The organism is Mannheimia glucosida, from assembly GCF_046267875.1.
Taxonomy (GTDB): domain Bacteria; phylum Pseudomonadota; class Gammaproteobacteria; order Enterobacterales; family Pasteurellaceae; genus Mannheimia; species Mannheimia glucosida.
The window spans coordinates 2,275,417-2,299,885 of the sequence record NZ_CP176502.1; the positions used below are offsets into that span (position 1 = coordinate 2,275,417).

The following is a 24,469-nucleotide window of genomic DNA, read 5'->3' on the forward strand; positions in this document are numbered from 1 at the left end:
GATAGTATTACTCCAAGATGAACTTCAAAAAAGTTCCTGAATTTAAAAAAAATTCTCGACAATACTTTTTTTTACAGTAAATTAAACAATTATTTAAATAACCTAAGGATCAAACACAATGTTATCAAACGAAGTCTTTATTTCGATTATCTTACTGTTAATCCTAAGCTTGCTTAGAATTAATGTAGTAATCGCACTTATTATTTCTGCCCTTACTTGCGGTCTAATCGGTAATCTTGGTGTAGAAGGGGCTGGATTTCCCGAAGCGTTGGAAAAAACAATAAAAAGTTTTACTGGTGGTTTAGGTGGGGGTGCGGAAACTGCTATGAACTATGCCGTTCTTGGTGCGTTTGCCGTAGCTCTATCAAAATCAGGCGTGACCGATTTATTAGCCTATAAAGTGATCAAATCCTTTGGTCACAGCCCGTCAGGTCGCTCCGTTACTTGGTTTAAATACATTGTATTATTTGTGTTAGTGGCATTTGCAATGTCATCTCAAAACCTAATTCCAATTCATATTGCCTTTATTCCGATTTTAATTCCACCGCTATTAAGCGTAATGAATAAATTGCAAATTGACCGCCGTGCGGTAGCTTGTGCTTTAACCTTTGGTTTAACCGCCACTTATATGTTAATTCCGGCAGGTTTCGGTCAGATCTTTATTGAAAGCATCTTAGTTAAAAATATCAACCAAGCAGGTGAACCGTTCCAATTAGTGACTACCACAGCGGAAATGACCAAAGCGATGTTAATTCCTGTTTCCGGTATGATTTTAGGCTTACTGTTTGCATTCTTTGTGTCATACCGTAAACCGCGTGTGTATATTGAAAATATGCCTGAACCAACCGCAGATGATATTGAAGCCCGTGTTGCAAACGTTAAGCCCTTCCATATCGGCATTAGTATTGTGGCGATTATCGCGACCTGTTCGGTGCAATTAGCAACAAATTCGACTATTATCGGCGGCTTAGTCGGTCTGGTTATTTTCGCCTTAGGCGGTGTATTTAGACTGAAAGAGAGTAACGATGTCTTCCAAGCTGGCTTACGTTTAATGGCGATGATTGGCTTTGTGATGATTGCCGCCTCCGGTTTTGCCGGCGTGGTCAATTCAACAGGCGGTGTGCCGGCATTGGTAGAAAGCCTGCGTGATGTGATTTCATCAAAAGAAATGGCAGCATTGCTAATGTTAGTCGTTGGCTTATTTATTACGATGGGTATCGGCTCTTCATTCTCGACTGTGCCGATCATTACCTCAATTTATGTGCCGCTTTGTATCTCATTTGGCTTCTCGCCACTGGCGACAATGGCGATTGTCGGTGTTGCTGCTGCACTCGGTGATGCAGGTTCTCCGGCATCAGATTCCACACTTGGTCCAACCTCCGGCTTGAATGCTGACGGTAAACACGACCACATTTGGGATTCTGTTGTACCAACTTTTATCCACTTTAACATTCCATTATTAGTGTTCGGCTGGATTGCAGCAATGACACTTTAAGCTATAATATGCAAAATTTTTGCTAAAAATGACCGCTTGTGCCATTACAAGCGGTCTATTTTCTTCTTTATTTTGCAAACCACATTAGGATCACCAATGAAATTTATCTCTTTTAATATCAACGGATTACGAGCCAGACCACATCAGCTCGAAGCGATTATCGAAAAACACCAGCCCGATGTACTCGGCTTACAAGAAATCAAAGTTGCCGATGAAGATTTTCCTTACGATTTAGTCAATCACTTAGGCTACCACGTTTTCCACCACGGGCAGAAAGGTCATTACGGCGTGGCATTACTGACTAAAAAAGAGCCTATAGCGGTGCGTAAAGGCTTCCCGACAGATGTGCTTGATGCCCAAAAACGAATGATTATGGCGGATATCGAAACCGACTTTGGCGTGCTAACCGTATTAAACGGCTATTTCCCACAAGGAGAAAATCGTGCCCACGAAACCAAATTCCCGGCAAAACAAAAATTCTATGCGGATTTACAACACTATTTAGAAACCGAATTAAAGCCAGAAAATCCGATTATCATTATGGGCGATATGAACATCAGTCCGACTGATTTAGATATTGGTATCGGCGAAGTAAACCGCAAACGCTGGCTGCGTGACGGTAAATGTTCGTTTTTACCTGAAGAGCGTGAATGGCTAGATCGCTTACACAGCTATGGTTTAGTGGATACTTTCCGTGTCGCCAACCCGGATGTAAACGATAAATTCTCTTGGTTTGACTACCGCTCAAAAGGCTTTGATGATAACCGTGGGCTGCGGATCGACTTAATTTTAGCCTCGAAAATGCTTGCCGAACGTTGTGTCGAAACCGGCATTGATTTAGAGATTCGAGCAATGGAAAAACCGTCTGACCACTCCCCTGTTTGGGCAACCTTTAAATAAAGTTGCAAAAAAATCTGAGTTTTCAACCGCTTGTCAGTTTTTAGCCCTACAAGCGGTTATTTTTTCTCACTTTTTTGCACTTTTTACGCTGTACTATATCCCTATTCAAATCTGTGATACAATCAAACACTATTTTTAGATTATTTTTGGATTATGAACAAACGTTTAACCGTTATTTTACTGATTATTGTTGCCGTACTTGGTGGCTGGTATTACAGCTTACAAGAGAAAGAGAATACGGGGCTTGATCAGCTTATTAAAAAGGAAGGACAGCCTGAATATGTGGGGAATAAAATGTCCACCACGGTCTATGATCTAAAAGGAAACCCACAATATTTCGCTCAAGCTACTGAAATTAAACGCTATGAGTCTACTGAGCGTACTGAGTTTTTTAAACCTTTTATTGAGCTTTTTGCCAAAGAGTCGACGCAAAAACAGTGGAAAGTCAGTGCCGATTATGCAGAAATTACCAAAGAAAAAATGTTAAATTTAAAAGGTAATATCAAACTTGTTGCATTAGATCCTGCATCACGTTTGCAACAAATCACTACCGATACGTTAACTGTTGATTTAAATACACAGGATATTTTTACCGAAAGTACGGTCAAATCGATAGGTTCCGGTTTTACTACAACGGGGGTTGGATTAAAAGGTAACTTAAAACAACAAGTTGCGACTTTGCAAAAAGATGTAAAATCTTACATTGAACCGACCATTATTAAAGAAACCAAAGAATAATTTGCTTGGAACAAGGAATAACAATGAAATTAATGTTTAAATCTATTTTAGTGAGCGTGTTACTGGGTAGCAGCTTTTCCGCTTATGCTCTAAAAGGCGATACCGATCAGCCGATTAATATTGATTCAGGTAGCCAATCGTTAGATATGACTAACAATATCGTGACCTTTAGCGATAATGTCGTTATCACTCAAGGGTCGATTAAAGTGACCGCAGCAAACGTCAAAATTACCCGTCAAGAAGGTAAAAAAGAAACTATTGACGCTACAGGCTCGCCTGTTACTTTCCAGCAAACATTGGACAACGGCAAACCGGTAAATGGTAAAGGCAACAGCGTTCATTATGATTTAAACTCTGAATTTTTAACGCTGATTGGTAATGCGGAACTCAAACAACAAGGTAGCTTTATTAAAGCCAATAAAATTACCTATGATGTGAAAAAACAACAACTTAAAGCTACCAGTGGCGGTAAAACCCGAGTGAAAACCGTGCTAATTCCAAATGAACTTCAAGATAACAAGAAAAAATAAGGTTAAATGATATGTCTGTGCTTTATGCCGAACATTTAGCAAAAAGCTATAAACAACGCGAAGTGGTAAAAGACGTCAGCCTGAATGTCAAATCAGGTGAAATCGTGGGCTTGCTCGGTCCGAACGGCGCAGGTAAAACCACCACTTTCTATATGGTTGTGGGTTTGGTTCGCCACGACCACGGCACAATTCGTATTGACGACCAAGATATCAGCACACTACCAATGCACGACAGAGCAAAACAAGGGATTGGCTATCTACCGCAAGAAGCATCTATTTTCCGCCGTTTAAGTGTGTACGATAACTTAATGTCGGTATTACAAGTGCGTAAAGATATCAATGATAAACAGCGTAAAGAGCGTGCCGAAGAGCTGATTACAGAATTCCATATTGAGCATATTCGCAATAGTTTAGGTCAATCACTTTCAGGTGGTGAACGCCGCCGTGTGGAAATTGCCCGAGCATTAGCAGCGAACCCGAAATTTATTCTGTTAGATGAACCTTTTGCTGGGGTTGACCCAATCTCGGTAATTGATATTAAAAAAATTATCGTCAATTTAAAAGAGCGTGGTTTAGGGGTATTGATTACCGACCATAACGTACGTGAAACTCTAGATGTATGTGAAAGAGCCTACATTGTCGGTAGCGGCGAAATGATTGCCAGCGGCACACCACAGCAAGTGCTTGAAAACCCTGATGTAAAACGTGTTTATTTAGGCGATCAATTCAAACTCTAAAAAATCCCCTCTTTGGGGATTTCATCTTTAGATGAAAAATTATGACAAAACTAACCGAATTTCTAAGCCCTGAAAATGTTCGCCAAGGTGTACTGATTTCAAGTAAAAAACGAGCGTTAGAACTCGTGGGTAAAATCGTGGCTGAATCAATCAACCAAACCGAACAGCAATCTGAAGCACTCTGCCCTATTGAATGCTTTGGCAATTTATTTAAACGTGAAAAGTTAGGCACAACCGGCTTAAATCAAGGCATTGCACTTCCTCATGCAAAATTGCCCGCTTGCGGTGATATTGAGCTGACTAAACCGATTGCGGTCTTTTTACAGCTGGAAGAAGCGATTGACTACGAAGCCCAAGACAACAAAGAAGTGGATTTAATTTATGCAATGATGTTTCCGGAAAATAGCTGCGAACAGTATAAAAGTTGCCTACCTGCAATTGCACAGAAACTTACCGATAAATCGTTATTAAAACAGCTCCGAGCAGCTGAATCCGCAGAAGATATTTGGCAAATTTTGGTGTATGCTGATAATCACCTAAAAGATGAAGAATAATACTGAGGAAATATGGAATTAATCATTATAAGCGGACGCTCAGGCTCTGGTAAATCGGTAGCATTAAGAGCATTAGAAGATGCAGGTTATTACTGCGTGGATAATATCCCTTTACCTTTAATTCCAACCTTAACCTACTACCTTACTCAAGAAAATCGTTCGGCAGTCATCAGCTTAGATATTCGTAATTTACCGAATACGCCTAATGCGATTGAAGAATTGCTTACCCAGCTTGAGCCTTTAAATGCTAAGCTGATTTTTTTAGATTGCGAACGCAATACCTTAATTCGCCGTTATAGCGATTCCCGCCGAATCCACCCGCTTTCCACTCAAGATGATCTCTCGTTGGAAGGAGCATTGGATCTGGAGCAAAAATTGCTTGAGCCTTTGGTGCAAAATGCAAACTATATTATTGACACCAGCCACCTTTCTTCGCACGAATTAGCGGAAAATCTTCGCCAAATACTGCAAGGCTCAACCGAAAAAGAACTTAAAATTATTTTCCAATCGTTCGGTTTTAAATACGGCTTACCTGCCGATTCCGATTACGTTTTTGATGTCCGCTTTTTACCGAACCCGCATTGGAATCCAGAACTTCGTCCAATGACAGGATTAGAGCAACCGGTGATTGATTTCTTAGAACGCCAAACCGAAGTGCATAATTTTATTTACCAAACCCGCAATTATTTAGAAATGTGGCTACCGATGTTGGAACAAAACAACCGCAGCTATCTCACGATTGCGATTGGTTGCACCGGCGGAAAGCACCGTTCTGTATTTATTGCCGAGCAACTGGCAAAATATTTCCAAGCCAAAGGCAAAAATGTGCAAGTCCGCCACAAAAGTTTGGAAAAACACCACAAGAAAAATGCTAATTAGTTAAACAACAAGCGGTCGAATTTTAGTTATAAATTGCAATTTATCGAGAAAATCTAACCGCTTGTTAATTGATAAAACAATCGCTTATGAAATCTGCAGATATTGTTATTATTGGCGGCGGTATGGTTGGGCTGGCTCTTGCCGGACTGCTCAAAGATGCCGACTGCCAAATTAAAATTATTGAGAAAACCACGCCTAAATTTGATGCTGATACCATTTATCATCGAGTAAGTGCCATTAATGCCTCAAGCCAAAAAATATTGGAACAAATCGGTGCTTTTCAGCAAATTCCGCCCCAACGCCTTTCCCCTTACACCGAAATGCGGGTGTGGGAAAAAGACAGCTTTGCCCATATTCATTTTGATAATAACGCTAATGAAATCAAGCAATTAGGGCTTTCACAGCTCGGCTTTATTTTAGAAAACGCGGTAATTCAACACACATTGTGGCAACAGGTTTCTCAACAAGCTAATGTCGAATATATTATCGCGTCTCCTCAAACATTAGGCGTTAGCGAAAACGGGGCATTTTTAACCTTAGATAATGGCGAAATGGTATCTACTAAATTAGTTGTCGGGGCGGACGGGGCAAATTCTTGGGTGCGTAACCAAATGAAAATGCCGCTTACCAGTAAAGATTATCAACATACCGCCTTAGTCTGTAATGTCAAAACAACCGAAAAGCACGGCAAAACCGCTCGTCAAATCTTTGCTGAAGATAGCATTTTAGCTTTTCTGCCAATGGCAGATGAGCATCTCTGCTCGATTGTTTGGTCGCTCCCACCCAATAAAGCCGATGAATTAAAAAATGCGAGCGAAGCGGAATTTAATAAAGCCTTAACCATTGCGTTCGATAATCAGCTGGGCTTGTGCGAAGTGCAAAGTTTGCGTGAAATTTACCCGCTTGTGGCACGCTTCTGCCGTGACTTTGCCCAACCTCGTATTGCGTTGATTGGCGATGCAGCTCACACCATTCACCCATTGGCAGGGCTGGGTGTCAATTTAGGCTTTGCCGATGCGAGAACGCTAGCGAACGAAATCCAAAAACAATTGGCAAACAACCAAGATATTGGCGAATACCGCCATTTACGCCAATTTGAACGTGAGCGTAAAGCCCAAGCAATGAAATTATTAGCCACAATGGAAGGGCTAAAACAGCTGTTTGATGGCAATAATCCGCTTAAAAAGTTATTCAGAGGAATTGGTTTAAGCCTAACCAACCAGCTGCCTTTTGTGAAAAAGCAGCTTATTCAGCAAGCTATTTACTTATAAAATGTAAATTTTTTCGAAATAACGTAAAGATGAACGATTTTATGAACTAACACGGAGATTACTTGTCTATTTATTGGTACAATAACCGCCTTTATTGGCTTTTATTTTTATATTCTTGAGGAATTTTTTAATGAACAAATTAACAAAAATCAGTGCAACCGCTTTAGTCGCATTATTCTTAGCAGCTTGTGATAAACCAGCAGAAAAAGCACCGGCGACAGAACCTACAAAAACAACTGAAGCTGCACCAACTACAACAGCTCCTGCTGCAGAAGCAGCCAAACCTGCTGAAACAGCTGTAGCCGCTCCAAGCGAAGCTGCAAAAGCAGATTACCAAAAATTAGTTGATTGGAATACGGCACAAGAAAGCACAATGGCAACAGCACAAGCAGAACTACAAAAGAAATTAGCTACACAAGATCCTAAACAAATTCAAGAAGGATTAAGTGCATTTAATAAAAAAGTAGAAGAAACTGTAAAAAGCTTAGATGCGATTGAAGTATCTGATGCACAAATCAAAACATTTAAAGAAAAAACAAAATCAGTTTTAACACTTTCAAGTGAAGTGATTTCTGAACAAGTAAAAACGATCTCTACACCAAATGACCAAGCAGCATTACAAGCCGTACAACAAAAAGCTCAGTCTTTAATCGAAGCTGGTAATGAGTTACAAAAATTAAACGTAGAATTACAGCAAAGATTCTCAGCTAAATAATTTACCATTCAATGAAAAGCTAGAGTATTTTGCTCTAGCTTTTTTTGCAATTACTAAGGATTACTATGAACACGCTCGCTAAAATTAGCCTATCTGCATTATTTACCCTTTTTTTAACCGCTTGTGAACAACCTAATTCTACCAAAACACAGAGCTTAGCAGAATCGCCAGTTCAAGTGAAAGAAGACCCAAAAGAAGAGGTTAAACCTGCTGATACCGGCGCTCAAGATTATAAAATGTTGCGGGAATGGCAAGATACTCAAGAAAAGGCCCTAAATGATGCAATTCAAGCTGCAACAGACAACCTTACTGATAAACAAAAAGCCGATTCTGCCTTAATGCAAGAAACCGTTAATAATGCATTATTGGCTCAAATTGATCATATTAAGGTAAGTGCTGAAACCCTGAATATTCAAAATAATGAAGTGAGAGCACTAAAAGACAAAACCTTAGAAGTGCTAACGTTAGGCGCCCAGATGATCGTAGAAGGTGCTAAAATGGAGAAAAATCCTACACCGGAAGCACATAAAGCATTTGGCGAGTTACAAACAAAATTGAATCAATTAGCTGAAGAAGGGCAACAGTTAGAAAATATATTAAGAGCTAAATATGATCCAGCTCCAGCTCCAGCTCCACAGCAATAGTTATATCGCTTATAGTAAAAAAACCAGTTCCCTAGGAACTGGTTTTTATCTGCAATTATTTCTCTAAAAACAACAGCTTGTATTAGCCTCTACTACCAATACGGAAAATATTTCGCATTGTTGCAATTTTTGCCGACAGCCAGCCGATAAACACACAAAGCACTACTAAGAAAAAGGCTTCGCTGAAATCCAGCCCATTCAGTTCAAATTGTACGGTAAACATATCAGTCACATATTTCACTACACTGGTAAAATAGCTAATCGTTACCGCACTAAACAGCACCGCTAACAAGCTGCCAAACAAGCCGTAAATCATACCAGTGTACAAAAACGGACGGGCAATAAAATGATCGGTCGCCCCTAAAATTTGTTGGACTTCAATCGCTGCTTTGCTATTGGCAACATCAGTTCGCACACTGTTTCCAATCACTAAAAAAACTGCCAACAGCATTAATAAGGTACACACCACCGCAATACGAGCAATCAGCCAAGTTAGAGCAGTTAATTTTTCCAGCCAGCCGTTATCTAAACGAACTTCCTGCACCCCTTTAATTTGTTGCAAACCGTTGCGTAGCTCCACCATCGTATCAGCATTATTAAAATTTGCTTTCGGTTTTAAGGTAACGACCGCAGGCAACGGGTTTTCATCTAAAATATCTAACGCTTCACCAAAGCCTGACCAAGAACGAAATTCGTCTAAACTTTGTTGGCGGGAAATATAGTTAAATGACTCAATTTTATCCGTCTCAAAAGCACGAATGCGATCAACAACGGTATTCACATCGTGTTCTGCCAAATTTTTGTGCAGATAAACGGTTAATTGTGGCTCAGGGTAAAATTGTGTTGCTGCCTCGTGGGTATTTTTCCAAAGTAAATAACTCACGGTTGGAATCGTAAGCGAGACCGCAATCACCAGCACCGTCAGAAAAGTGCCGAGCTTGCGTTGCATTAAATCTTGCCAAACCGCTCTTAAAGAGTAGTTGGTTTGAGCACCTAATTTACTAAATGAACGAATCATAATATTTCCTTAAAATTTAAGATGCCCTTGCTCCAGCACTAAACACGGCTTTGGACGCTTTGAAATAATATTGGTATCGTGGGTGGCAATTAGCACCGTTGTGCCGGCTTGGTTAAATTCCTCAAATAAACGGAAAATTTCAAACGAGAGCTTTTCATCTAAATTACCGGTTGGCTCATCGGCTAATAACAACGTTGGGCGATGAACAATAGCTCTGGCAATATCGACACGTTGTTGCTCACCGCCGGAAAGGTGCAACGGCAAATAGTTCGCTTTATCCGCTAAACCGACACGCTCAAGGGCAATGCGGGCTTCACGCTCCACAATCGATTGGTTCATTCCTAAAATAATCAATGGCAGTGCGACATTATCCAAAATGGTTCGGTCGGTTAATAAACGATAATCTTGATGCACCATCCCGATTTGGCGGCGTAAAAACGGCAATTCGTGGTGAGCCAGTCGGGTAATATCGTGCCCGTTAAACAAAATTTGCCCACCATTAGCACGCTCAATCCCCATAATTAATTTTAATAACGTGCTTTTCCCCGCACCGGAATGCCCGGTAATATATGCCATTCCACCGGCAGGTAGGTGGAAATCAATGCCCTGTAAAGCAGGCTTTCCGCCCTTATAAACCTTGTTCACATTAGTGAATTTAATCATTCTATTCGTCCTCGTGGCTAAATAAGGCTTCAATAAATTCTTCGGCATTAAACGGACGCAGATCTTCAATTTTCTCGCCCACCCCAATAAATCGGATCGGAATATTGAATTGATCGGCAATCGCAAAAATCACGCCACCTTTTGCCGTGCCGTCTAATTTGGTTAAAGTGATACCAGTTAAACCTACTGCCTCATTAAACAATTTTGCTTGGCTGATTGCATTTTGTCCGGTGCCGGCATCAAGCGTGAGCATAATTTCGTGCGGTGCGGATTCATCATATTTTTTCATTACCCGCACAATTTTCTTCAACTCGTCCATTAGGTTATTTTTGTTTTGCAAACGCCCCGCGGTATCGGCAATTAGCACATCAATCCCTTTTGCCGCAGCGGATTGCATTGCATCAAAAATCACCGAGGCGGAATCTGAACCGGTGCTTTGTGCCACCACCGGAATGTTATTTCGCTCGCCCCAAACCTGTAGTTGTTCAACTGCTGCCGCACGGAAAGTGTCTCCTGCTGCCAACATTACCGATTTACCTTCTTGTTGGAATTTACGGGCAAGTTTACCAATGGTAGTGGTTTTCCCCACACCATTCACTCCAACCATTAAAATAACATACGGTTTTTTCGCTTCCAACACTAACGGTTGAGCCACCGGTTTTAGCACTTCACCCAGTTCCACTTTCAACTGTTGATACAACAAATCTGCATCTTTTAATTGTTGCTTGGTCGCGTGTTGCGTTAAATTGTTGATGATTTTTTGTGTGGTCGGCATACCTAAATCCGCCACAAGTAACTGTTCTTCCAGCTCTTCAAATAACTCATCATCAATTTTCTTGCCACGGAAGAAATTACGGAAACCTGAGCCAATATTTTGCTTGGTTTTAATCAAGCCTTGAATTAAGCGGCTAAAGAATCCACCCTTACTTGGTTTTTCTTGGTATTCATCTTGAAAAGCAGGCTCTTCTACCAATGCTTCAACAACTGTTGTGGTTCCAAACTCATTTTCCTGCTCTAATGTTTCCCCAATTTGGTGAGTAACTTGCTCCTGCTCATTGAGTTCAATTTGCTCATTTGCAATATTTTGTAGATTTTCGACCGCTTGCTGTGCCGTTTCTTCTTCAAAAGTGTGTTCCACTTTTTCTTCAACTTCATCAAAGAACTCTTTTACATCTTCAACTTTTTCTTCAACAAATTCTTTGAAGTCTTCTACTTTTTGTTCAATCTTATCTTCTACTTGCTCGGCAAATTGCTCAACTTGTTCTTCTTTTTGTTCAAAATAATCTTCTAACTGATCCGTTTTCTGCTCCAGTTTTTCTTCGAGATCTGCTATTTTTTCCTCGAATGAACACTCCTGTTCTTGTTCAACAATAGGCGTATCAATAACCGGTTCAGCTATCGTGGGTTCAACATGATTAGGTTCAACAGCAGGTTCATCTTGCAATACCTGCTCTTGTTGTGGCTCTTCTTTTTTACCAAACCCAAGCCAAGACCAAAACCCTTTTTTCTTCTCTGACATATTTTTCTCTCATTTCTCGTGAAAATAGACTAAACTTACATAGTCTATCAAAAAATCCCTTATTTTCCTTTAGTGAGTATGAAAAAAAATCGAAATTCTCCGCAATCTGTTCAGCAAATGGGCGAAGTACGGGTTATCGCCGGGCTATGGCGAGGCAGAAAGTTACCCGTATTAAATGCCGAAGGGCTTCGCCCAACGACTGATAGAGTAAAAGAAACACTGTTTAACTGGTTAATGCACGACATTGCTCACTCACGCTGTCTCGATTGCTTTGCCGGCAGTGGCTCACTAGGCATTGAGGCTCTTTCCCGCCAAGCACAAGCGGTCGTTTTTTTAGAAAAATTTGCAAATGCTGCGAATCAGTTAAAGAAAAACCTTCAAGCATTAAAATCGGAACAAGGTAGCGTTATCCACACTGACACCCTCGCCTATTTAGCACAAAAAAATAACGGAGAACCGTTTGACATCGTGTTTATCGACCCACCTTTTCACCAAGGGTTTGTACCTCAAGTGATTAGCTTACTGGCAGAAAATAACTGGCTTGCTCCGAATGCGATTTTGTATGTGGAAACCGAGAAAAATCACCCGCCGTTAGAGCTGCCGCAAGGCTGGCAAATTTTAAAAGAGAAAACCGCCGGAATGGTGGTAAGCCGCCTGATTCAGCTATAATATTTTTGTTTTTTATAACTAAAAAATATAAAATAAAACTTATCTATCTAACATTTTATTAACACTCAAATTAGAATAACGAAATGAAAAAATTAACCCCTGACGAAGCAATTGATATTGCCTACGATATTTTCTTAGAAATGGCAGGTGAGAATTTAGATCCTGCCGATATTTTACTGTTCAACCTCCAATTTGAAGAACGTGGTGCAGTAGAAATGGTTGAAACTTCCGAAGAGTGGGATCAAGAAATCGGCACTTTAATTGACCCTGATGCCTTTGCCGAAGTTTGGGTTGGCTTAGTCAATGAACAAGATGAAATGGACGATGTATTCGCCCGTTTCTTAATTTCCCACGATGAAGAAAACCGTGAATATCACGTTGTTTGGAAAGAATAATAAGAATAAAAGGAGAAAAAATGGCTAATATCGACACTAATCAGCCAATCGAAGCCTCGCTTAAATTCCGTGAAGCAATGGCTCACTTATCTTCTGCGGTGAGCATTGTGACAACCAATGGCATTGCAGGCAAAGCAGGGCTGACGGTTTCATCTGTTTGTTCAGTCACCGATTCCCCTCCAACGCTCTTATTTTGCATTAATAAAAACAGCCACGTTCACGATATTATCCAACAAAACGGCAAAGTATGCGTTAATGTGTTAAGCCACGAACAAGAAGACTTGGCAAAACATTTTGCTGCTATTTTAGAGAGCACGATGGAAGAGCGTTTTAGTTGGGATATTTGGAACAACGGCTTTGACAATCAACCCGTTTTACGCAGTGCAATTTCCGCTTTGCAAGGCAATATTGTTGATGCCCACGCAGTTGGCACACACACCATTTTTGTGGTAGAAGTGAGTCATATTGATGTAGAACCGAACCATAGCCTTGTCTATTTTGGTCGCCAATTTAGAAGCGTCAGCATTGACTAACAATATATTTAACAGAAATTTGATCAAATCCGACTTTTTTAGTCGGATTTTTATTTCCTGTTTTTAAAACAGTGCTAAAATTTTCCCGTTTATGTTTGACTGACAAAAGGAAACAAAATGGAAAATTTAATTTGCTACAAACAAATGCCGGTGTGGACAAAAGCAACCTTACCACAAATGTTCCAAGAAAAACACAACACCAAAGTCGGAACTTGGGCAAAACTCACCATTCTCAAAGGTTCTCTCAAATATTATGAATTAACCGAAGAGGGAGAAATCATCAAGGAAGATATTTTCGATGTAAACCACCAACGCCCAATGGTTGAGCCTCAACTTTGGCATAAGGTTGAAGCTCTCTCTGACGATTTAGAATGCCAGTTGGCTTTCTATTGCAAGCCGGAAGATTATTTTGCTAAAAAATATAATCTGACCGCTACCCATTCAGAAGTGCTAAATGCCGTCAATTACATCAAAGGTGGCAAAGCGTTAGATTTAGGTTGCGGGCGAGGACGCAATGCACTTTATCTGAATTTACTGGGTTTTGATGTCACTGCTGTTGATCATAATCAGGAAAGCATTGATTTTCTCAACTATATGATCGAAAAAGAACAAGCTCAAAACATTACCACCGCTGTTTATGATATTAATGAGGCGACTATCGGCTCGCAAAACGGTGAATATGACCTGATTATTTCCACTGTTGTAATGATGTTCTTAAACCGTGAACGCATTCCTGCGATTATTAAGAATATGCAGAAAAACACTAAAGTCGGCGGTTATAACTTAATCGTATGTGCAATGAGTACCGATGACTACCCTTGCCCGATGCCGTTCTCCTTTACCTTCAAAGAAAGCGAACTCGCCGATTATTATCAAGGTTGGGAATTGGTCAAATATAACGAAGATTTAGGCCATTTACACAAAACCGATGAAAACGGCAACCGCATTCAACTACGTTTTGCGACAATGTTGGCGAAAAAAATCGGCTAAAATTAACCGCTTGTAAGGGGAATCGCCCTTCCCCTTCATTCATCGAATCCATTCTATTTATTTTCAATTTTCCATTCCGCAAACGTTTGCTTATGCTATAATACCTCCGTTTTTTAGTCATTTACTGTTGAGGTTAAAGTGAGCAACACACAACTAAGTTACAAAGATGCCGGCGTTGATATTCACGCAGGAAACGAGTTAGTCGAACGAATCAAGTCTGATGTTAAACGCACCCGTCGCGCTGAAGTAATGGGCGGATTAGGTGGTTTTGGTGCGTTATGTGCTTTACCAACCAAATATAAAGAGCCGATTTTAGTTTCCGGCACCGACGGCGTGGGTACGAAATTGCGTTTAGCCATTGACTTAAACAAACACGATACTATCGGACAAGATTTAGTGGCGATGTGTGTGAACGACCTTGTAGTGCAAGGGGCTGAACCGCTTTTCTTCTTAGATTATTACGCTACCGGTGAATTAGAGGTTGATGTAGCGGCTGATGTTGTACGTGGTATCGCAGACGGTTGCGTGATTTCAGGCTGTGCTTTAGTGGGTGGTGAAACGGCTGAAATGCCGGGAATGTACCACGAAGGCGATTACGATTTAGCCGGTTTCTGTGTCGGCGTAGTAGAAAAATCTAAAATCATTGACGGTTCAACGGTGAAAACTGGCGATGCCTTAATTGCATTAGCGTCTAGTGGCCCGCATTCCAACGGGTATTCGTTAATTCGTAAAGTATTGGAAGTCAGCCAATCGAACCCTGCAACCGATTTATTGGAAGACAAACCCTTAAGCGAACACTTATTAGCCCCAACTAAAATTTATGTAAAATCAATCCTAAAATTAGTTGAAGAAGTTGATGTTCACGCTATCGCTCACTTAACCGGTGGCGGTTTCTGGGAAAATATTCCACGCGTATTGCCGGAATCTGCCAAAGCAGTGATTGATGAATCGAGCTGGCAATGGCCGGCGATATTTAGCTGGTTACAGGAAAAAGGCAATATCAGCCGCTATGAAATGTACCGTACTTTCAACTGCGGTGTTGGAATGGTGATTTCCTTACCTGAAGCAGATGTCGAGAAAGCCCTTACGCTTCTCAAAGAAAGTGGAGAAAATGCGTGGGTCATCGGTAAAATTGAAGACTTAGGCACCGGTAGCGAGCAAGTTGAAATCCGCTAATTTGCAAAATAAATGCTAAAATTGACCGCTTGTAGTAACTGCTCTGCAAGCGGTTAAATTTTTATTGAGGAATGCAAATGCAACTATTTTGGCCTATCTACTTTGTCTTAATGAACCTAAGTGCCTTATATTTAATGTATAGCGACAAACAAAAAGCCATCAAAAAAGAATGGCGAGTACCAGAAATTACGCTCCTCTCTTTTTGCCTCTTAGGTGGGGCTATCGGTATTTATCTAGGTATGAAATACTTTCGCCATAAAACCCAACGTTGGTATTTCCACGCCGCTGTTGTGCTTTCTACTTTTGCTTGGCTGATTGGCTTGCCTTACTTTTATTTAGCTTTGTCATCACATTAATTCATCATTAATTTTTCTAATCTGAAAGCCCAATTTATATCCTAGTCCGCTCACAAAAAATTTGATTTAGATCGCATTATTTGTCTATTAAAATCGTTATTATCTACCAAAATCGATTGTTATTTATTTTAAGGAGATGAATATGTCTGATGTGCGTATTGAACACGATTTACTTGGTGAAAGAGAAGTACCTAATAGTGCTTATTGGGGCATTCATACATTAAGAGCGATTGAGAATTTTAATATCTCGAACGTTACTATTTCTGATGTGCCTGAATTTGTGCGTGGAATGGTCATGGTGAAGAAAGCCACTGCGCTGGCAAACGGGGAACTTGGTGCAATCCCGAAAAAAATTGCCAAAGCTATTGTGGCAGCTTGTGATGAAGTGCTAGTGAAAGGACGCTGTCTCGATCAATTCCCTTCTGATGTTTATCAAGGTGGTGCCGGCACATCGGTGAATATGAATACCAATGAAGTGATTGCCAACCTTGCATTAGAAATTTTAGGCGAGGAAAAAGGTAAATATGAGATTGTCAATCCAATGGATCACGTTAATGCAAGCCAATCCACCAATGATGCCTATCCAACCGGTTTCCGCATCGCAGTTTATAACAGTATCACTAAATTAATCAATAAAATCACTTACCTACAAACTGCATTTGAAAATAAAGCTACTGAGTTTTCCGATGTGCTAAAAATGGGAAGAACGCAGTTACAAGATGCCGTGCCAATGACACTCGGTCAGGAATTTAAAGCTTTTGCCGTATTATTAGATGAAGAGGTTCGTAACCTTAAACGGACGGCAGAATTGCTTCTTGAAGTGAATTTAGGCGCAACCGCTATCGGTACTGGTCTGAATACGCCAGAGGGTTACTCTACTCTTGCAGTCAAATATTTAGCCGAAGTCACGCAACTACCTTGCTCACTATCTGAAAATCTCATTGAGGCAACATCTGACTGTGGTGCCTATGTAATGGTTCACGGTGCATTAAAACGCACCGCCGTCAAACTTTCTAAAGTGTGTAATGACTTACGATTACTTTCATCAGGCCCACGTGCCGGCTTAAATGAAATTAATCTTCCGGAATTACAAGCCGGCTCATCTATTATGCCGGCAAAAGTAAACCCTGTTGTACCTGAAGTCGTAAACCAAGTGTGCTTTAAAGTGATTGGTAACGACACCACCGTTACTTTTGCAGCAGAGGCCGGTCAATTACAGCTTAACGTAATGGAGCCGGTTATCGGGCAAGCAATGTTTGAATCGATCGAGCTGCTTTCCAATGCGTGTATTAATTTACGAGACAAATGTATTGACGGAATTACCGCCAACCGTGACATCTGCCAAAACTATGTGTTTAGCTCAATCGGTATTGTGACCTACCTCAATCCATTTATCGGCCACCATAATGGTGATATTGTCGGCAAAATTTGTGCGACCACCGGCAAAAGTGTACGAGAAGTTGTGCTTGAGCGAGGCTTACTCACCGAAGAACAACTCGATGATATTCTCTCGATTGAGAACTTAATGAATCCGACTTATAAAGCCAAACGCTTTACCGAAGAGGAATAATCATTGTTTACAAGCGGTCTGATTTTGGCAAAAAATTGCAAATTTTTACCAAAATCAGACCGCTTGTTATCCCATTATTTCTTATTTGCTTTCAGCATCGCCATTAAATTTGCAATATTTGCAGAAGATTTTGCCTCTTTTTCCTGTTCGGTCATTCTTGGCTTTTCACTTTCCCACTCCAAATCATCTTGTGGCAATTCCAGTAAAAACCGGCTCGGCTCAGGTTTGATGATTTCGCCATATTGGTGGCGTTCTTTACACAGTGAAAACGTGAGCGTTTGTTGGGCTCGGGTAATGCCGACATAAGCCAAACGCCGCTCTTCTTCCACATTGTCCTCATCAAGGCTGGTTTGGTGCGGTAAAATCCCCTCTTCCATACCGATTAAGAAAACGTGCGGAAATTCCAACCCTTTCGAGGCGTGAAGAGTCATTAGTTGGACTTGGTCTGCCTCATCGTCCTCTTCACCACGTTCAAGCATATCTCGCAAGGTTAAACGGTTTACCACTTGCACCAAATTCATCGGAGGCTCTATTTCATCGCCCTCTAACATCGCTTGCACCCATTCAAACAAGGTCTGCACATTACGGCTTTGCATTTCCGCTACTTTTGGGTTCGCCGCCATTTCATACAAATAGGCTTCATACTGAATTTTCGCCAATAGATCTTTTACTGCTTCAATCGGATCGGATCTATCGGCTTGATCGGCAATTTCCACAATCCAGCGGGCAAAATCCTGCAAGGCTTGATAAGGCTTTGGCGTGAGGCGTTGCATTAATTCAAAATCAAAAATCGCCTCAAACAAACTGACCTGCTTTTCGTTAGCGAGTATGCCTAATTTTTCCAGCGTTGCCGCCCCAATTTCCCGTTTCGGCGTATTCACAATACGCAAGAAAGCCGCATCATCGTCTTGATTCACTACCAACCGCAGATATGCCATCATATCTTTGATTTCCGCTCGAGCAAAAAATGACGTACCACCCGAAATTTTATACGGAATGCGGTTTTGCATTAGCAATTTTTCCAACAAGCGGGATTGATGGTTGCCTCGATACAAAATTGCATAATCTTTGTATTTGGTCTTTTTCGAGAAACGATGGGCAATCAGCTCGCCCACAATGCGTTCCGCTTCGTGTTCCTCATTTTTTGCCTCGATGACCTGTAATTTTTCACCCTGCCCCAGCTCTGAAAACAACCGCTTGCTAAACAAGTGGTCGTTGTTATCAATCAGAATATTGGCACAGTGTAAAATCCGTTGGCTGGAACGGTAATTCTGCTCAAGCTTAATCACCTTTAAGTCAAAATCTTCCCGTAACCGTTGCATATTTTCAGGCTTCGCCCCTCGCCACGAATAAATGGATTGGTCATCATCGCCTACTACTGTGAAGTTTGGCTCATTGCCGACAATCAGCTTAATTAACTCATATTGACTGGTATTGGTGTCTTGATATTCATCAACCAACAAATAGCGAATTTTCTGTTGCCAACGAGCTTTGGCCTCGGGAAATTGGCGAAACAGCAACACCGGTAACATAATCAAATCATCAAAATCCAACGCATTATAAGCCTTAAGCTGATTTTGGTAGAGTTGATAAAAATGCGAAAACACCCGCTCACGTTCATCACGCACTCGAGTAAGCACCATTTCAGGTGAAAGCAAATCGTTTTTCCAATTAGAAATAGTGGCAATTAAGGCTTTCAGCAGATCTTTATCTTCCGCCACATTTTCAGGCAATAAATGTTTCAGTAAGGCGATTTGATCCTGCTCATCAAACAAGGTCATACCCGATTTAAAACCGAGTAATTTATATTCCCGTTTTAAAATTTCAAACCCAAGGGTGTGAAAGGTTGAAATCGTTAGGCCTTTGCTGTTTTCTTTGCCGATAGAATGAGCCACCCGCTCACGCATTTCACGGGCGGCTTTATTGGTAAAAGTTACCGCCGCAATCTGCTTTGGCGAATAGCCACAATGTGCAATTAAATGTGCGATTTTATTAATAATCACCCGAGTCTTACCCGAACCGGCACCTGCCAGCACGAGACAAGCCCCTTGAGTGTATTCCACCGCTTGTTGTTGTTGAGAGTTGAGTTTCATTGAATCTATTCAAAAGTAATTTTTACAACTATTTTAACGGAAAGAAAACAAGCGGTCGAATTTTCAGGAAATTTTGCAAAAAACTTTGAAAATCCGACCGCTTGTTCATCAGAGAAAAATCCCTAAAATCTAAATTTTTCCTTTCCATCTTGCCCCTTTAGCTATATCATTATAAGTTGATTTTTTGGGGGCAAATGCCTGATTTTATAACTCCTTTTCTTTTTAATTTAAGGGAAAAAAACAGTAGATGGAAAAAGTAGAACAGAAAGCTATCATTGAGCTTAAAAATGTAACAAAAAGCTACGGTAGTAAAACGATTCTTAAAAATTTAAATTTAACCATTAACGATGGTGAATTTTTAACAATTTTAGGCCCTTCCGGTTGTGGTAAAACAACTGCGTTACGTTTAATTGCCGGTTTTGAAGATTTAACTGAAGGTTCAATTATTCTTGATGGGCAAGATGTTTCTAACGTTCCGGCGGAGCAACGCCCGGTAAACACCGTATTCCAAAGCTATGCCCTTTTCCCACATATGACGATTTTTGAAAACGTGGCTTTCGGGCTGCGTATGCAAAAAGTGCCAAATGCTGAAATTGAGCCACGTGTGATGGAAGCATTACGAATGGTGCGTTTAGAAGACCGCGCTCAACAAAAACCGGCTCAGCTTTCCGGTGGTCAGCAACAACGTATTGCAATTGCCCGTGCGGTGGTAAATAAACCGAAAGTATTGTTGTTAGACGAATCGCTTTCTGCGTTAGATTATAAATTGCGTAAAGAGATGCAAAATGAATTAAAAGCATTGCAACGTCAATTAGGCATTACCTTTATTTTTGTGACTCACGATCAGGAAGAAGCCTTAACCATGTCTGATCGTATTATCGTAATGAACGCTGGTAAAATCGCTCAAGACGGTACACCACGTGAGATTTACGAAGAGCCAAGTAACTTATTTGTAGCTCGTTTCATCGGCGAAATTAACGTTTTTGATGCAACTGTAATTGAGCGTGTTGATGCAACTAATGTAAAAGCGAACGTAGAAGGTCGCATTTGCAATATCAAAGTGGAAGATTTAGAGGTTCAGCCGAACCAAAAATTGAAAGTATTGTTACGCCCTGAAGATATTGTGATTGAGGAGTTAGACGAAAACGAAAGCTCGAAAGCAATTATCGGTCATATTATCGACCGTAACTACAAAGGTATGACATTAGAGTCTAGCGTGAGATTAGATCATAACGGTATGAATGTATTGGTTAGCGAGTTCTTCAATGAAGATGATCCGAACATTGACCACGAAGTGGGGCAAAAAGTCGCACTGACTTGGTATGAAGGCTGGGAGGTTGTGTTAGACGATGAAGGCGAATAACAAATTCCAAAATGGTGCGGTCGCAACTATTTTCGGTTGGTTATTACTTTTCGTATTAGTGCCGAACGTACTCGTTTTAATCATCAGCTTCTTAACAGAAAATCGCCAAAGCCAATACTTTGTTGATTTTACGTTTAGTCTTGATGCTTATAAATCATTATTTAATGATACTTACGCAACTGTGTTGTGGAACTCGCTTTATATGGCGGGTGTTGCAACCTTTTTCTGTTTGATCATCGGTTATCCGTTTGCATTTTTTATTGCAAAAATGCCGGCAAAATTACGTCCGTTTTTACTGTTTTTAGTAGTTCTACCGTTTTGGACTAACTCACTGATTCGTATTTATGGCATTAAGATTTTCTTAGGCGTAAAAGGCTTTTTAAATGAAAGCTTGATGGCTTTAGGTATCATCAGCGAGCCAATGCGTTTATTAAACTCAGAAATCGCGATTATCATTGGTTTAGTTTACATTCTATTACCTTTTATGATTCTGCCACTTTATTCATCAATCGAGAAAATTGATAACCGCTTATTAGAAGCTGCAAAAGACTTAGGTGCGAATGCTTTCCAGCGTTTTATTAAAGTGACTATTCCATTAACAATGCCGGGCATTGTCGCTGGTTGTTTATTAGTATTACTTCCGGCAATGGGTATGTTCTATGTGGCAGATTTATTAGGTGGAGGTAAAACACCGTTAGTAGGTAACATTATTAAGAGCTTGTTCTTAAATACCAACCAATTTGCTTTAGGTTCAGCAGTAAGTATCGCATTGACTATCTTAATGGCATTAATGCTTTATGTTTACTATCGTGCAAATAAATTATTAAATAAAAAGGTGGAGCTTGAATAATGAAAAAGATGTTTAGAAACCTTTTTATGTTGGTTGTTTTTGCATACCTCTATATTCCAATTATCATTTTAGTGATCAATTCCTTTAATGAAGACCGCTTTGGCTTAAATTGGAAAGGCTTTACTTGGAACTGGTATGAGCGTTTATTCAGTAATGATACGCTTGTACAAGCAACAGTGAACTCATTAACTATTGCGTTCTTTGCAGCAACATTTTCAACCATTTTAGGGGCATTAACCTCTATTGCGCTTTACCGTTACCGTTTCCGTGGTAAAAAGCTAGTGGGTGGAATGTTATTCGTGGTAATGATGTCACCTGATATTGTAATGGCGGTATCAATGTTAGTGCTATTTATGATTTTAGGCATTAAATTAGGCTTTATTTCGCTGTTAATTGCACATATTACTTTCTGTTTGCCTTATGTGGTAATTGCAATTTCATCACGCTTAAGCGATTTTGACGGAAAAATGCTAGAAGCAGCAAAAGACCTAGGTGCAAGTGAAGTAACCATTTTGCGTAAAATTATTTTACCATTAGCATTGCCTTCGATTATTTCAGGCTGGTTGTTGAGCTTTACGATTTCGTTAGATGACGTTATTGTTTCATCTTTCGTGACAAGCCCAAGTTATGAAGTTTTACCATTGAAAATCTTCTCATTGGTTAAAACAGGGGTAACACCTGAAGTGAATGCACTTGCAACTATTATGATTATTTTCTCATTAACATTGGTGGTATTAAGCCAATTAGTAGTGAAGAAAAAAGTCTAAAAATCACTAAAAAGCATATAATAAATCGGCACTTTAAATAGCATTAAAGTGCCGATTTTTTACAAAAATAAGCTAAAAAAACAACCGCTTAAGAATAATGAATTATTATAAAAATAGCCATAACTAATCAATATCTTTACAAAGCCCTTAATTTACGCTATTAATTGGCTACCAATATAACTAAAAAGAGTGGTACTATGCTGAAGTTTATTTTTAAACGTCTTCTTGAGGCGATTCCAACCCTACTAATTCTGATTACCTTTTCCTTTTTCCTGATGCGGCTTGCCCCCGGTAGCCCTTTTACCAGTGAGAAAGCCTACCCGCCGGAAGTAATGGCAAATATCGAGGCAAAATATCACCTGAATGAACCGCTTTATAAGCAGTATTTTCTGTATATGGAAAATCTGTCAAAAGGTGATTTCGGGCCGTCTTTTAAATATAAAGATCAATCGGTTAATGACCTGATTGCCTCTGCTTTTCCTGTTTCGATCAAACTGGGCATTACTGCCTTTATTTTTGCAGTGCTTATCGGTTTAACCGCTGGCACGATTGCTGCCCTTAAGCAAAATAGCAAATGGGACTATTTGGTGATGGGCTTTTCAATGACGGGCATTATTATCCCTAGCTTTGTATTCGCTCCACTTTTGGTACTCGTGTTTGCGATTTATCTCAAATGGTTGCCTGCCGGTGGTTGGAACGGTGGTCAGCTCTATTATATGGTTTTACCGGTTCTCTCTTTAACCATTAGCTATGTTGCCGGCATTGCCCGTATCACGCGTGGTTCAATGATTGAAGTATTGCACTCTAACTTTATTCGTACTGCAAAGGCAAAAGGCTTGCCAATGCGTAAAATTATTTTCAAACACGCTTTGCGTCCTGCACTGTTGCCTGTGATCACTTATTTAGGCCCGGCTTTTGTTGGGATTATTACCGGTTCAATGGTAATTGAAAGTGTGTTCGGCTTACCGGGGATCGGGCAGTTATTCGTAAACGGAGCATTAAATCGTGACTATTCATTAGTGTTAAGCCTAACCATTTTGGTAGGTACGCTCACCATTTTATTTAATGCGATTGTCGATATTTTATATGCGGTCATCGACCCGAAAATTCGTTATTCATAGGAGTAAAGCGGAAAATGCAAAATTCTTCAAAAAATCAACCGCTTGTTGAGGTTACTTCAACCATTCAAGGACGAAGTTTATGGCAAGATGCACGCCGCCGTTTTTTTCGCAATAAAGCGGCAGTTGCCAGCCTTATCATTCTACTTTGTATTTTATTGTTTATTACCTTTGCCCCAATGCTAATGCCGTTTAGCTATGAAGATACCGATTGGAATATGATGGGTATGGCCCCGGATTTTGAATCTCAACACTATTTCGGTACTGACTCTTCCGGGCGGGACTTATTGGTTCGAGTTGCAATTGGCGGGCGTATTTCGTTAATGGTAGGGATTGCCGGTGCATTAATTGCGGTGCTTATCGGCACAATCTATGGGGCAATTTCCGGCTATTTCGGCGGTAAAGTCGATATGGTGATGATGCGTTTTTTAGAAATTCTCAGCTCATTCCCATTTATGTTCTTCGTGATTTTGCTGGTGACTTTCTTCGGACAAAATATTTTCCTGATTTTCATTGCAATCGGTATGGTGGCGTGGCTGAACCTTGCCCGTATTGTGCGTGGTCAAACCCTTTCGCTTAAAAATAAAGAGTTTGTAGAAGCGGCGATTGTATGTGGTGTTTCCCGCCGTCAAATTATTTGGCGACACATTGTGCCTAACGTCTTAGGCTTAGTGGTGGTTTATGCCTCCCTTGAAGTGCCGTCTCTGATTTTGTTTGAATCGTTTTTAAGTTTCTTAGGGCTTGGTACACAAGAGCCAATGAGCAGTTGGGGAGCATTATTAAGCGATGGTGCTGCACAAATGGAAACCTCACCTTGGCTACTGGCTTTCCCTGCTTTTTTCTTATGTTTAACGCTGTTTTGTTTTAATTTTATTGGTGATGGCTTGCGTGATGCCCTCGATCCAAAAGATAAATAGAGGTTTAGA

General features: G+C 40.4%; 26 protein-coding genes. 22 read left to right on the plus strand and 4 right to left on the minus strand.

Annotation, left to right across the window (positions count from 1 at the left end; all coding sequences use genetic code 11):
- Positions 1 to 118 precede the first annotated feature (118 nt).
- From ACJ7Z2_RS10945 to ACJ7Z2_RS10990, 10 genes are all read left to right on the plus strand, one after another.
- Positions 119 to 1,495 carry a Na+/H+ antiporter family protein gene (locus ACJ7Z2_RS10945; RefSeq protein WP_409500311.1) on the plus strand — a complete coding sequence of 459 codons (1,377 nt, stop codon included), beginning with the start codon at positions 119 to 121 and terminating at the stop codon, positions 1,493 to 1,495.
- A gap of 96 nt (positions 1,496 to 1,591) precedes the next feature.
- Entirely contained in the window at positions 1,592 to 2,395 is an 804-nt protein-coding gene (xthA, locus tag ACJ7Z2_RS10950; protein ID WP_409500312.1) for an exodeoxyribonuclease III, read from the plus strand.
- Between the two features lie 153 nt (positions 2,396 to 2,548).
- A complete protein-coding gene (gene lptC, locus ACJ7Z2_RS10955; protein WP_126302612.1) occupies positions 2,549 to 3,133 on the plus strand; it encodes an LPS export ABC transporter periplasmic protein LptC in 585 nt (194 codons plus the stop codon).
- Between the two features lie 23 nt (positions 3,134 to 3,156).
- Complete coding sequence (lptA, locus tag ACJ7Z2_RS10960) at positions 3,157 to 3,663, plus strand: lipopolysaccharide transport periplasmic protein LptA (protein WP_006252151.1); 507 nt, start codon at positions 3,157 to 3,159, stop codon at positions 3,661 to 3,663.
- Between the two features lie 11 nt (positions 3,664 to 3,674).
- Positions 3,675 to 4,400, plus strand: coding sequence for an LPS export ABC transporter ATP-binding protein (lptB, locus tag ACJ7Z2_RS10965; protein ID WP_409500313.1), 726 nt, complete (start codon positions 3,675 to 3,677; stop codon positions 4,398 to 4,400).
- Between the two features lie 41 nt (positions 4,401 to 4,441).
- Complete coding sequence (locus ACJ7Z2_RS10970; RefSeq protein ID WP_006249939.1) at positions 4,442 to 4,954, plus strand: PTS sugar transporter subunit IIA; 513 nt, start codon at positions 4,442 to 4,444, stop codon at positions 4,952 to 4,954.
- 12 nt (positions 4,955 to 4,966) lie between these two features.
- On the plus strand, positions 4,967 to 5,833 hold the full coding sequence (gene rapZ, locus ACJ7Z2_RS10975) for an RNase adapter RapZ (protein WP_154704665.1): 867 nt from the start codon (positions 4,967 to 4,969) through the stop codon (positions 5,831 to 5,833).
- Positions 5,834 to 5,919: 86 nt separating this feature from the next.
- On the plus strand, positions 5,920 to 7,104 hold the full coding sequence (locus tag ACJ7Z2_RS10980) for an FAD-dependent monooxygenase (RefSeq protein WP_409500314.1): 1,185 nt from the start codon (positions 5,920 to 5,922) through the stop codon (positions 7,102 to 7,104).
- Between the two features lie 130 nt (positions 7,105 to 7,234).
- A complete protein-coding gene (locus tag ACJ7Z2_RS10985; RefSeq protein WP_006249936.1) occupies positions 7,235 to 7,819 on the plus strand; it encodes a hypothetical protein in 585 nt (194 codons plus the stop codon).
- A gap of 65 nt (positions 7,820 to 7,884) precedes the next feature.
- Complete coding sequence (locus ACJ7Z2_RS10990; protein WP_409500315.1) at positions 7,885 to 8,463, plus strand: lipoprotein Hlp; 579 nt, start codon at positions 7,885 to 7,887, stop codon at positions 8,461 to 8,463.
- A gap of 82 nt (positions 8,464 to 8,545) precedes the next feature.
- Here the strand turns inward: ACJ7Z2_RS10990 and ftsX are convergent, their stop codons facing one another.
- From ftsX to ftsY, 3 genes are read right to left on the minus strand one after another with little or no spacing between them, the layout of a single operon-like run.
- Positions 8,546 to 9,481 carry a permease-like cell division protein FtsX gene (ftsX, locus tag ACJ7Z2_RS10995; protein ID WP_409500316.1) on the minus strand — a complete coding sequence of 312 codons (936 nt, stop codon included), beginning with the start codon at positions 9,479 to 9,481 and terminating at the stop codon, positions 8,546 to 8,548.
- A 9-nt stretch (positions 9,482 to 9,490) separates the two neighbouring features.
- Positions 9,491 to 10,144 carry a cell division ATP-binding protein FtsE gene (gene ftsE, locus ACJ7Z2_RS11000; RefSeq protein WP_409500317.1) on the minus strand — a complete coding sequence of 218 codons (654 nt, stop codon included), beginning with the start codon at positions 10,142 to 10,144 and terminating at the stop codon, positions 9,491 to 9,493.
- Between the two features lies 1 nt (position 10,145).
- Entirely contained in the window at positions 10,146 to 11,663 is a 1,518-nt protein-coding gene (gene ftsY / locus ACJ7Z2_RS11005; RefSeq protein ID WP_409500318.1) for a signal recognition particle-docking protein FtsY, read from the minus strand.
- Between the two features lie 78 nt (positions 11,664 to 11,741).
- On the opposite strand from ftsY, the gene rsmD reads away from it, so the two are divergent.
- The 7 genes from rsmD to aspA all read left to right on the plus strand — a co-directional run bounded on the left by rsmD (position 11,742) and on the right by aspA (position 17,352).
- Positions 11,742 to 12,332, plus strand: a complete 591-nt coding sequence (gene rsmD, locus ACJ7Z2_RS11010) for a 16S rRNA (guanine(966)-N(2))-methyltransferase RsmD (RefSeq protein WP_409500319.1) — start codon at positions 11,742 to 11,744, stop codon at positions 12,330 to 12,332.
- A gap of 83 nt (positions 12,333 to 12,415) precedes the next feature.
- On the plus strand, positions 12,416 to 12,727 hold the full coding sequence (locus ACJ7Z2_RS11015) for an HI1450 family dsDNA-mimic protein (protein ID WP_409500320.1): 312 nt from the start codon (positions 12,416 to 12,418) through the stop codon (positions 12,725 to 12,727).
- A 20-nt stretch (positions 12,728 to 12,747) separates the two neighbouring features.
- Positions 12,748 to 13,260 (plus strand): 4-hydroxyphenylacetate 3-monooxygenase, reductase component, encoded by a 513-nt coding sequence (gene hpaC / locus ACJ7Z2_RS11020; protein ID WP_409500321.1) that lies wholly within the window; start codon positions 12,748 to 12,750, stop codon positions 13,258 to 13,260.
- A gap of 117 nt (positions 13,261 to 13,377) precedes the next feature.
- A complete protein-coding gene (gene tehB / locus ACJ7Z2_RS11025; protein WP_409500322.1) occupies positions 13,378 to 14,250 on the plus strand; it encodes an SAM-dependent methyltransferase TehB in 873 nt (290 codons plus the stop codon).
- Between the two features lie 138 nt (positions 14,251 to 14,388).
- The gene (gene purM / locus ACJ7Z2_RS11030) at positions 14,389 to 15,426 is read left to right on the plus strand and encodes a phosphoribosylformylglycinamidine cyclo-ligase (RefSeq protein ID WP_409500323.1); all 1,038 of its coding nucleotides are present in this window, start codon (positions 14,389 to 14,391) and stop codon (positions 15,424 to 15,426) included.
- Between the two features lie 77 nt (positions 15,427 to 15,503).
- A complete protein-coding gene (locus ACJ7Z2_RS11035) occupies positions 15,504 to 15,782 on the plus strand; it encodes a DUF1294 domain-containing protein (RefSeq protein ID WP_409500324.1) in 279 nt (92 codons plus the stop codon).
- Positions 15,783 to 15,924: 142 nt separating this feature from the next.
- A complete protein-coding gene (gene aspA, locus ACJ7Z2_RS11040; protein WP_409500325.1) occupies positions 15,925 to 17,352 on the plus strand; it encodes an aspartate ammonia-lyase in 1,428 nt (475 codons plus the stop codon).
- Positions 17,353 to 17,426: 74 nt separating this feature from the next.
- Here aspA and rep read toward each other — a convergent pair whose 3' ends face one another.
- Positions 17,427 to 19,445 carry a DNA helicase Rep gene (rep, locus tag ACJ7Z2_RS11045; protein WP_409500326.1) on the minus strand — a complete coding sequence of 673 codons (2,019 nt, stop codon included), beginning with the start codon at positions 19,443 to 19,445 and terminating at the stop codon, positions 17,427 to 17,429.
- 247 nt (positions 19,446 to 19,692) lie between these two features.
- Between rep and potA the strand changes: the two genes are divergently transcribed.
- The 5 genes from potA to oppC all read left to right on the plus strand — a co-directional run bounded on the left by potA (position 19,693) and on the right by oppC (position 24,460).
- On the plus strand, positions 19,693 to 20,808 hold the full coding sequence (potA, locus tag ACJ7Z2_RS11050; RefSeq protein WP_154704676.1) for a spermidine/putrescine ABC transporter ATP-binding protein PotA: 1,116 nt from the start codon (positions 19,693 to 19,695) through the stop codon (positions 20,806 to 20,808).
- Positions 20,795 to 21,658: a spermidine/putrescine ABC transporter permease PotB gene (potB, locus tag ACJ7Z2_RS11055; protein WP_409500327.1), complete on the plus strand. Its 864-nt coding sequence runs from the start codon at positions 20,795 to 20,797 to the stop codon at positions 21,656 to 21,658. The genes potA and potB overlap by 14 nt, the downstream gene beginning before the upstream one ends.
- Positions 21,658 to 22,425, plus strand: coding sequence for a spermidine/putrescine ABC transporter permease PotC (gene potC / locus ACJ7Z2_RS11060; protein WP_126302623.1), 768 nt, complete (start codon positions 21,658 to 21,660; stop codon positions 22,423 to 22,425). The genes potB and potC overlap by 1 nt, the downstream gene beginning before the upstream one ends.
- Positions 22,426 to 22,622: 197 nt before the next feature.
- A complete protein-coding gene (gene oppB, locus ACJ7Z2_RS11065) occupies positions 22,623 to 23,546 on the plus strand; it encodes an oligopeptide ABC transporter permease OppB (protein WP_126302624.1) in 924 nt (307 codons plus the stop codon).
- A 14-nt stretch (positions 23,547 to 23,560) separates the two neighbouring features.
- Positions 23,561 to 24,460 carry an oligopeptide ABC transporter permease OppC gene (gene oppC, locus ACJ7Z2_RS11070; protein WP_409500328.1) on the plus strand — a complete coding sequence of 300 codons (900 nt, stop codon included), beginning with the start codon at positions 23,561 to 23,563 and terminating at the stop codon, positions 24,458 to 24,460.
- Positions 24,461 to 24,469 lie beyond the last annotated feature (9 nt).